This window comes from Paraburkholderia sp. MM5384-R2, from assembly GCF_014201025.1.
Lineage (GTDB): Bacteria > Pseudomonadota > Gammaproteobacteria > Burkholderiales > Burkholderiaceae > Paraburkholderia > Paraburkholderia tuberum.
Window position 1 is genome coordinate 485,916 of the sequence record NZ_JACHDI010000002.1, and the last position, 7,075, is coordinate 492,990.

Sequence of the window (7,075 nt, forward strand, 5' to 3'; positions counted from 1 at the left end):
TCAGGCAATCGACGCACGCCTGATTGGCGTGAATCAGGCGGCTCCCATTCTCGCACGGGCCGGCACGCGAGGTCCGCGCGGCTGGACCCCGCAAAAACGACTGCGCCGCGATCGTTCCAACACCGATCGCGGCGCAGCTTACTACTCAAATACGTGGACTACGGCCACGCTTAGTTTTCGTGATCGAATTCCGGCAGCGCACGCGTTCCTTCAATCGCGACCGAATGCAGCAGCTCAGGCTTCAGATCGAGCAGACGCAAGATCGTCGGCGCGACCTGCGTGGTCAGCACCGGCTCGTCATTGACCTGCCCGGCGTGATGTGTGTGAGGCACGTACATCACGAGGCCGAGATGGCTGTCGTCGGGCGCGTTGCCGCCATGCTCTTCGTCCTTGGACGTGCTCGACGTATAGATGACGCCCGGGTTCGGTTGAACGATGATATCGGGCGTACGGCCGCGCGACGGGTCGCCGAACCGGTTAGCCAGTTGCGGGCCGGACAGGATGTACGCCTGAGGGCCGTCCGCGCAAATGCCGGGTGCGTTGCAGCTCAGATTGGCTTTGAGCGTCTTCACGACCGAAGACACCTGGCTTTGATCGCGCAGCCAGATCAGGCCGACGTCGTCGGTCTGCACGAAACCCGTGCCGACAAGTCCGGTGCCGTCGTTGAGGTTGCCGCTCTTCGTATCGGCCTGCCCGATATTGCCGCCCGAATCCAGGTAGTTGTTGGCTTCGAGCAAGTTGGTCAGCGTATCGCCGTTCTTCACGAGCTTCGAATGATCGGTCGGCGACTGGCCATGCTTCGCGGTCACGATGATCGCCGTCGACGAATAGAGATTGCGTTGCTTCAGTTCGGACACGACGCGTCCCAACGCGTCGTCGATATACGCGATCGCGCCGGCGACTTGCGGACCCGGCGTGAAGCTCGCATCCAGATAGCCGCCGCCCGACGCGACCGTGGCCTTCTGCGCGACGCTCAGCGTCTGGAAGTTGGCGCCGAACACGGTCGGCACCGCGACGTTCTTTTGACCTGTCGAATCCTTGCCATCGATTTCATGGATCAGCGATTGCACGTGGTAGTTGTCGAACTTCTCCGTGTGCGTGTACGTGTCGAGGTAGTAGGTATTGGTATCTGGATCGATCGAATTTATTTCGGTGCGCGAAAGGTCGTCGACGCCCGCGCCCGACGGTCCGTTGAGCCAGTCGTAGCCCCACGCGTGCTTGTCCGCCCACGCGGTGCGCGCGCCGTTGACGTTGCCCTTGATCACTTCGAAAACCGTGTTGGTCTTCAGATAGTTGTGCGGATAGACGGGCGTACAGACGCCATTGACGAGCGCATGCGGAATCGCCTGCGGATTGAACGCGCCGCCGCCGTCGAGATGGATCAGCGCGCCGCCGTTCTCGCCGTCGATGCCGGTCGTTTCATCGAAGACGACATTCCAGCCGGTCGGGCCCGTGCAATGGGTATCGGACGGCGCATAGAGCGTGCGGTCGTAGGAGACGTCGTAGAACAGCCCCGCGGACTTCGGCGAGCCGCCGGTCACGAGCGCGGCGAGGCCCGGAAACGAATCCGACAGTCCCGGTGTATGCGCGTTCGTATAGGTGGTGCCTGACTTCGCGAGCAGCGCCAGGTTAGGGCACGTATTCGCGCCGATGCAACGCGCGACGTCCTGCTCATGCAGACCGTCGAAGCTGATCAGCAGCACATGCTTGACGGACGCGCGTTCGCGATCGTGATCGCGGCCGTGGTCGTGATCGTCGCCGGCTGTTGCGACTGCCGAGTACAACCCGGCGAGCAGTGCGACGGCGGCGCACATTGCGCTTTGCTTACGCTTCCATTTCGTGATCGGTTTCATGTCTCGTCCTTTTGTTTGACAACGAATTTGGGTAGTGCGGGACGAATTTGAACCGTAAAAAAAGTCATTTGCGTGACCTGAAATTAATATTTGGCAATACTGAGGTGCTAAGGTCTTGTTAAGGTTGGGGTGATCCATTCGACGCGCATGCGCTGTGAACCTGATTCGATTCCGCGCGTGATTTTTCGCGAGTCGTCAAGCATAAAAAACGGCACGGGCTATTGCAGCCCCTGCCGTTTCGCCGGTCGGTAGTCGAATATCGCCAGGCGTCATCCCAGTGGGATTGATAGCTTGCGTGGTGGAAGCGGCGGCCGCCGTGCGGCGCCGCCGCCGTCCGTGCCGCTCGCGCCATGCCGGTCGCCGCGATCGCCATGCGCGCGTTCGCCTAGTGCGCGGCCGGCTCCTGCGTGATGGAATCCACGCGGTCGGGATAGAACGCAAGGTGCTCGCGGATCGGCGCGACAGCGTCGTATGGGTGCTCGTAGGTCCACACCGCGTTGGTGCCGCGCTCGCCGGCCGAAGGAATCGAGAAGTATGCGCATTCGCCCTTGTACGGACAATAAGTGGCGTGCGCCGTGCGTTCGAGCCGGGTCATGTCGACGTCCTTGCGCGGGATGTACAGCACGGCCAGATAGCGGGCTTCGAGCAGCGTCAATGCGTCGTGCGTATCGGCGATCACGTGACCGCCTGCCATGACGATCACGCGCGCCTGGTGGTGCTCGATCATGATTGGATGATCCGGGCCGGGGATCTTGACGGGTTTGTCGTTCGGGACCGAATGAGTGGACATAACGAGGCTCCCTGCGAAAGTGGGGCTGCGAGGTTTCGTGAGTCGACGGCGATGTTCGTCGCCGAACGCCACGCAAGCGACTGAAGATCGCCCGTATTGCCGTACTACTTCCTTTCAGGTATTTCTATCACATACTAACGCAGACCTTCCAGGTGCTGTGAGCGGCGCAATGCCCGTCGGAATTGCATCAGTTGCGTGCGCGTGCTTTTGTGCAACGGGATGGCGACTTCGCGGAAGACGAACACGATCAGCCGACTGACAGGAGCGCGTCATGCTCGTTGGATATGCCGTGTATGACCCTGCAAGTGAGCCTGCAATCTCGTCGACGAATGGTGAGGTTGTTTGACTATGCCGGCGCTTCGGAAGTGTTGGCCACTTCGCGCATTTGGGGCGTGTGCCGCTCTAACCTTGAACCTGTTGTCCTGCCCTTCGCACGCACAGGTCGCGCCGAGGCAATTTTCGAGCAATACCGTGATTGGCGGCAATGTAAAGCAGCACGCGGACGCTGTGCTCGCGATCATGACCTACACGACAGTCCCGGACGTTACGACCAGTAACCTGTCGGTCAACAACGGCCTGACGGGTAATCCCGGCTTCGGGCAGACGCAATTTGGCGGCGGCTTCACCCTCAGCAGGTCGTTTCCGTTGTACATGGAGGGCACGCTCGCCTACAGCCGCTACGATCCGATCTTCATTGCCACGGATGGCGCCCAGCAGCGTGCGGTGCCGACGAAGTGGAACACCTTCAGTGGCACGGTCGGCCTGGGGTGGGATTTCCGCATCACGGACGAACTGGTATTCCGTCCGATCTTGAACGGCACGATTGGGCGTGTCTCGAGTGACCTGAAGGTAGGGCAGACCCTCTTCAATCGTGTTACCGACAGCAACCTGCAGTTCCTCGAAAACGGCTCGCTGAACGCCTACGGCTACGGCGGCTCCCTGATGCTCGACTACGAACACTACCGCGAAAACTACGAAATCGACGCCGAATTGCGGGCAACCGATATTTACCTGCGCAGCTTCGGCGCTTCGTCGGAGGCCGTTCAGGGCTCGGCCACGGCGCAGCAGGTGAGCCTATGGACGCGCTGGCGTGCGCCCACCGGCTGGCATGCGCTGGACCGGCCGGTCCGCTATGTGCTCGAAGCCGCTTACTCGCATTATTTCGGCGACAGTGCCGGCGTGCTGGGTTTCAACGACCTCACGTCGCTGGGAGTCGGCCTCGAACTAGACAGCAGCAGGTATCCCGTCATCGTCACCCGTACGCGCGCGATGGTGCGCTATGTGTTCGGTCGCAACGTGCACGGGGTGTCATTCGGATTCGCGATGAGTTTCTAGCCGGGCCAGCTTGCCAGACTACACGGATGGCGCGCGCGGATACCTGCCTTCGTCGCTACTGCGTCACCCCTTTCTTCGCCGCGAGATCCTGCGCCATCTTGTAGTGCTCCTCGAGGGTAGGCAGCGCTTTTTGCGCGGCCTTCTTCAGATCGGCGTTCTGTCCATCGGAGATTTCCTTCTTGAATGCGCTCAACGCCTGCTCGTGCCCCTGCAGGCCGACCTTCTGGATATACGCCTGATCGAATGCCTTGCCATGCAGGTTCTTCAGCGAATCAAGCATGGTAGTGTCGGAATTGTCCTTCGGCACTGCGACGCCGTGTGGCGCAGCCATCTTCAGTTGCATCGTGAGCTTGGTGTGATCGAGCATCATGTGATGCGCGAACGATTTCACGTCCGTATCGCTCGAGTTCTTCGTCGCAAGCTTCGACGCGTCGATTTCGGTCGACGACGACTGGCTCGCCGCCTGCACGAAATCCTTGTCGGCCTGGGGCAGCGGATTGGCGGCCGTGGTCGAGGCGGCCTCGGTTTGCGCGCAGGCAATGGTGGGGATGGCGGCAAGTCCACAGCACATCGCGGCAATGGCAGTAAGGCGCTTCATGTTTTCTCCTCTGCGAAGTCAAAAGGATGAATCGAAGCGGGACGGATGACACGCTTCCGTCGACGTCCCGCAAGCGGCATACCATCATCGTCTGCGTCGCGTCTTGAATAGCGCATGCACAGCGAGGCAGGCTTGATCGGCAAAGGAATGACGGAGGCTCATATGCGCATCGCGCAGGTGTCGACGCTCTACGAGCGGCCGCATCGCGCCGACCAGGCGACCCGATCTCACGACCGAGATCGCCCGCCGTTCGAACCCACGGCTCGAGATCCCGGCCAAGATCGACGAGGGCGTGACCGGCTTCATCGTCGATAGTGTCGATGAAGCCGTCGATGCGGTGAACCGTATCGGCGAACTGGACCGGGCGCGCCGTCGCGAAGCATTCGAGCGGCGCTTCACCGCCACGCGCATGACCGACGAGTACATCGAGGTCTACCAGGAGCTGTTGGCGTCGAAGGGCTAAAGCGCAACGACGCGCCAACTCGAACGTGGAATTTTTCTAACGCGCGATGCCAATTTTGACCAACGCCATCGGCGTCTGACGGCCTCCGGAGCATGTCAGGGGTCCACGCGCCACGCGGCCCGGCCCCGCGCTCCATAGGCACGCCGGTTGCGAAGGCACGGGCATCCGCGCGGCCGTCCTCCGCGAGCCGCGAGGTTTCCAGCCATCCCGGCAAGGAGTCAGTCGATGCAGCAGACGCCCGAACCCGACAAGCCCGACAAGTCCTACAGGCCTGATAGCCAGCAAACCGAAATCGGCCGCGGCACGCCGCCGCCGCGCGTGCCCGAAGCGATGCCCGACACGGACATGCAGCCGGAGCAGCGGCCGGTTCGCGACCCGCCAGACGTACGAGCACCAGGCTCGGCGCCACCGTGACGCGGCACGCTGGCCGGCACCTGATCCTTTCACGCAATCACTCAGGGAACGAAATGACCAACTCCCCGTTCGACCACGGGCGAGCGCCCGCTGAACCCGTTCATCGATGTACAGAAAGCGCTGAAGGGCGCTTCCTATCCCGCCGACAGGAAAAGCCTGATCGAAACCGCGAAAGCGAATGGCGCCGCCGACGACGTACTGCAACGGCTGCAGGATCTGCCCGACCAGCAATATCAGAGCCCCGCCGACGTCTCGAAGGGCGTCGGCAATGAATAGCCCGCAAACCCCGCCGCCGGCCCCGCCAGGTCCGAGCTCGTCCGCGACCCGGTCCCCGCGTGGAGCGCGGGTCTCGCGGCCGCGCTCGCGGTGCCGGGCGTCGTCTTCGTCGTGATTGGCGTGCTGCTCGCGATAGGCGGTATCCGGCTCGCGATGCTCGGCGGGTCGTGGTACTACGTGCTCCGGCATCGCGATCGCGGCCACTGGCGTTCTGTTATGGCTGCGTCGGCGTGCCGCGCTGTTTGTGTTCGCGATCATGCTGTTCGCATCGACGATCTGGGCGGTAGTCGAAGCGCGCTTCGATTTCTGGCAACTGCTGCCGCGCCTGTGGGTGTGGCTCATTCTCGCGATCTGGCTGCTGCCGCCGGTGACGAACCGGCTCGCGCTCGGGCCGCCCGCCGTGCCGCGCGAAGGCGTGCTGCCGCTCGCGGGTGCGGTCGTGCTCGTGGTGCTGCTCGGCATCGTCACGGCGTTCAATCATCCGTACGATCGCCCGGGCCAACTCGACCAGCGCGCGGTGAGCGAGTTCGGCAGCATCGGCGTCCATAGCGTAACCACCACGATCAGCGCGAGCACGGTGACGGCCATCGTGCGCGCGTGTCGCCGGCAACGCTCGTGCGACGGACCTTCGGTGCGCCAGATCAGCCAGCATGAGCCGAGCAGCGTGTAACCGGCCATCACCGCGAGACCGCACAGAATCGTGAAGCCGGTCAGCCAGTCCCACCAGCCGCCCACATACGAATTCCCGGAAACCGCGATCCCTTGCAGCAGGCCGCCGAGCACGAGCCCCTGGCACAGCGCGGCGAGCGCCGAGCCGCCGAAGAACGCGGCGTCCCACCATGCACGGCCGCGACCGATCGCGCGAAAGCGGAATTCGAACGCGACGCCGCGGAACACCAGCGCGAGCAGCATCGCGATGATCGGCGGATAGAGCGCCGGCAGAATCACGCCGTAGGCGAGCGGAAACACCGCGAACAGGCCGCCGCCGAGCACGATCCGCGTCTCGTTGCCGTCCCATACACCTGTTTCCCGCGCAATGGGCTGGTGCGAACCAGGTGATTCCGGATGCGCTCGAAACCGCGCTGGCGGTCACCGTTTCCCCTGAGCAGGTGTCGCCGGCGTTGCTGCGACAGGTCGGCACGGTGCTCGCGATGGGCGACGGCGCGCAAGCTGCGACGCATGGCCCCGCGCAACTCGCCAAAGGCGACGCGCTGTTATGGCGCGTCGGCGACGCCGGGCCGCAAGGAAAAGGGTTTTGTCGCGATAAGGAAGTCAGTGCGAGCGGATTTGATATGAAGAGGACTGCATATATGACCAGCGAATAGAATTGCTCGGCAGCGGTTCTG

Annotated in this window: 9 protein-coding genes and 1 pseudogene; 5 read left to right on the forward strand and 5 right to left on the reverse strand. The window is 62.8% G+C overall.

Annotated elements, in window-relative coordinates:
- Nucleotides 1-170 precede the first annotated feature (170 nt).
- Both HDG37_RS06100 and HDG37_RS06105 read right to left on the reverse strand, forming a co-directional pair.
- A complete protein-coding gene (locus HDG37_RS06100) occupies nucleotides 171-1,853 on the reverse strand; it encodes an alkaline phosphatase family protein (RefSeq protein ID WP_184045240.1) in 1,683 nt (560 codons plus the stop codon).
- 385 nt (nucleotides 1,854-2,238) lie between these two features.
- Entirely contained in the window at nucleotides 2,239-2,643 is a 405-nt protein-coding gene (locus tag HDG37_RS06105; protein ID WP_184005267.1) for a DUF427 domain-containing protein, read from the reverse strand.
- 348 nt (nucleotides 2,644-2,991) lie between these two features.
- Between HDG37_RS06105 and HDG37_RS06110 the strand changes: the two genes are divergently transcribed.
- Nucleotides 2,992-3,978: a hypothetical protein gene (locus HDG37_RS06110; RefSeq protein WP_184045310.1), complete on the forward strand. Its 987-nt coding sequence runs from the start codon at nucleotides 2,992-2,994 to the stop codon at nucleotides 3,976-3,978.
- Nucleotides 3,979-4,033: 55 nt separating this feature from the next.
- Here HDG37_RS06110 and HDG37_RS06115 read toward each other — a convergent pair whose 3' ends face one another.
- Entirely contained in the window at nucleotides 4,034-4,576 is a 543-nt protein-coding gene (locus tag HDG37_RS06115) for a DUF4142 domain-containing protein (protein WP_184045242.1), read from the reverse strand.
- Between the two features lie 292 nt (nucleotides 4,577-4,868).
- Between HDG37_RS06115 and HDG37_RS39065 the strand changes: the two genes are divergently transcribed.
- The 3 genes and pseudogenes from HDG37_RS39065 (at nucleotide 4,869) to HDG37_RS06130 (ending at nucleotide 5,729) form a co-directional block, all read left to right on the forward strand.
- A complete protein-coding gene (locus HDG37_RS39065; protein ID WP_260332765.1) occupies nucleotides 4,869-5,039 on the forward strand; it encodes a hypothetical protein in 171 nt (56 codons plus the stop codon).
- Nucleotides 5,040-5,264: 225 nt separating this feature from the next.
- Nucleotides 5,265-5,453, forward strand: coding sequence for a hypothetical protein (locus HDG37_RS06125; protein WP_184045244.1), 189 nt, complete (start codon nucleotides 5,265-5,267; stop codon nucleotides 5,451-5,453).
- A 53-nt stretch (nucleotides 5,454-5,506) separates the two neighbouring features.
- A pseudogene (locus HDG37_RS06130) lies at nucleotides 5,507-5,729 on the forward strand (DUF2795 domain-containing protein).
- A gap of 214 nt (nucleotides 5,730-5,943) precedes the next feature.
- Here HDG37_RS06130 and HDG37_RS39990 read toward each other — a convergent pair.
- Both HDG37_RS39990 and HDG37_RS06140 read right to left on the reverse strand, forming a co-directional pair.
- Nucleotides 5,944-6,210 (reverse strand): hypothetical protein, encoded by a 267-nt coding sequence (locus tag HDG37_RS39990; protein WP_184045246.1) that lies wholly within the window; start codon nucleotides 6,208-6,210, stop codon nucleotides 5,944-5,946.
- On the reverse strand, nucleotides 6,207-6,722 hold the full coding sequence (locus tag HDG37_RS06140; protein WP_311541067.1) for a cytochrome d ubiquinol oxidase subunit II: 516 nt from the start codon (nucleotides 6,720-6,722) through the stop codon (nucleotides 6,207-6,209). Before HDG37_RS06140 ends, HDG37_RS39990 begins: the two co-directional genes overlap by 4 nt.
- 62 nt (nucleotides 6,723-6,784) lie before the next feature.
- Here HDG37_RS06140 and HDG37_RS06145 point away from each other — a divergent pair, with 62 nt between their 5' ends.
- Nucleotides 6,785-7,054: a hypothetical protein gene (locus tag HDG37_RS06145; protein WP_260332766.1), complete on the forward strand. Its 270-nt coding sequence runs from the start codon at nucleotides 6,785-6,787 to the stop codon at nucleotides 7,052-7,054.
- Nucleotides 7,055-7,075: the final 21 nt, after the last annotated feature.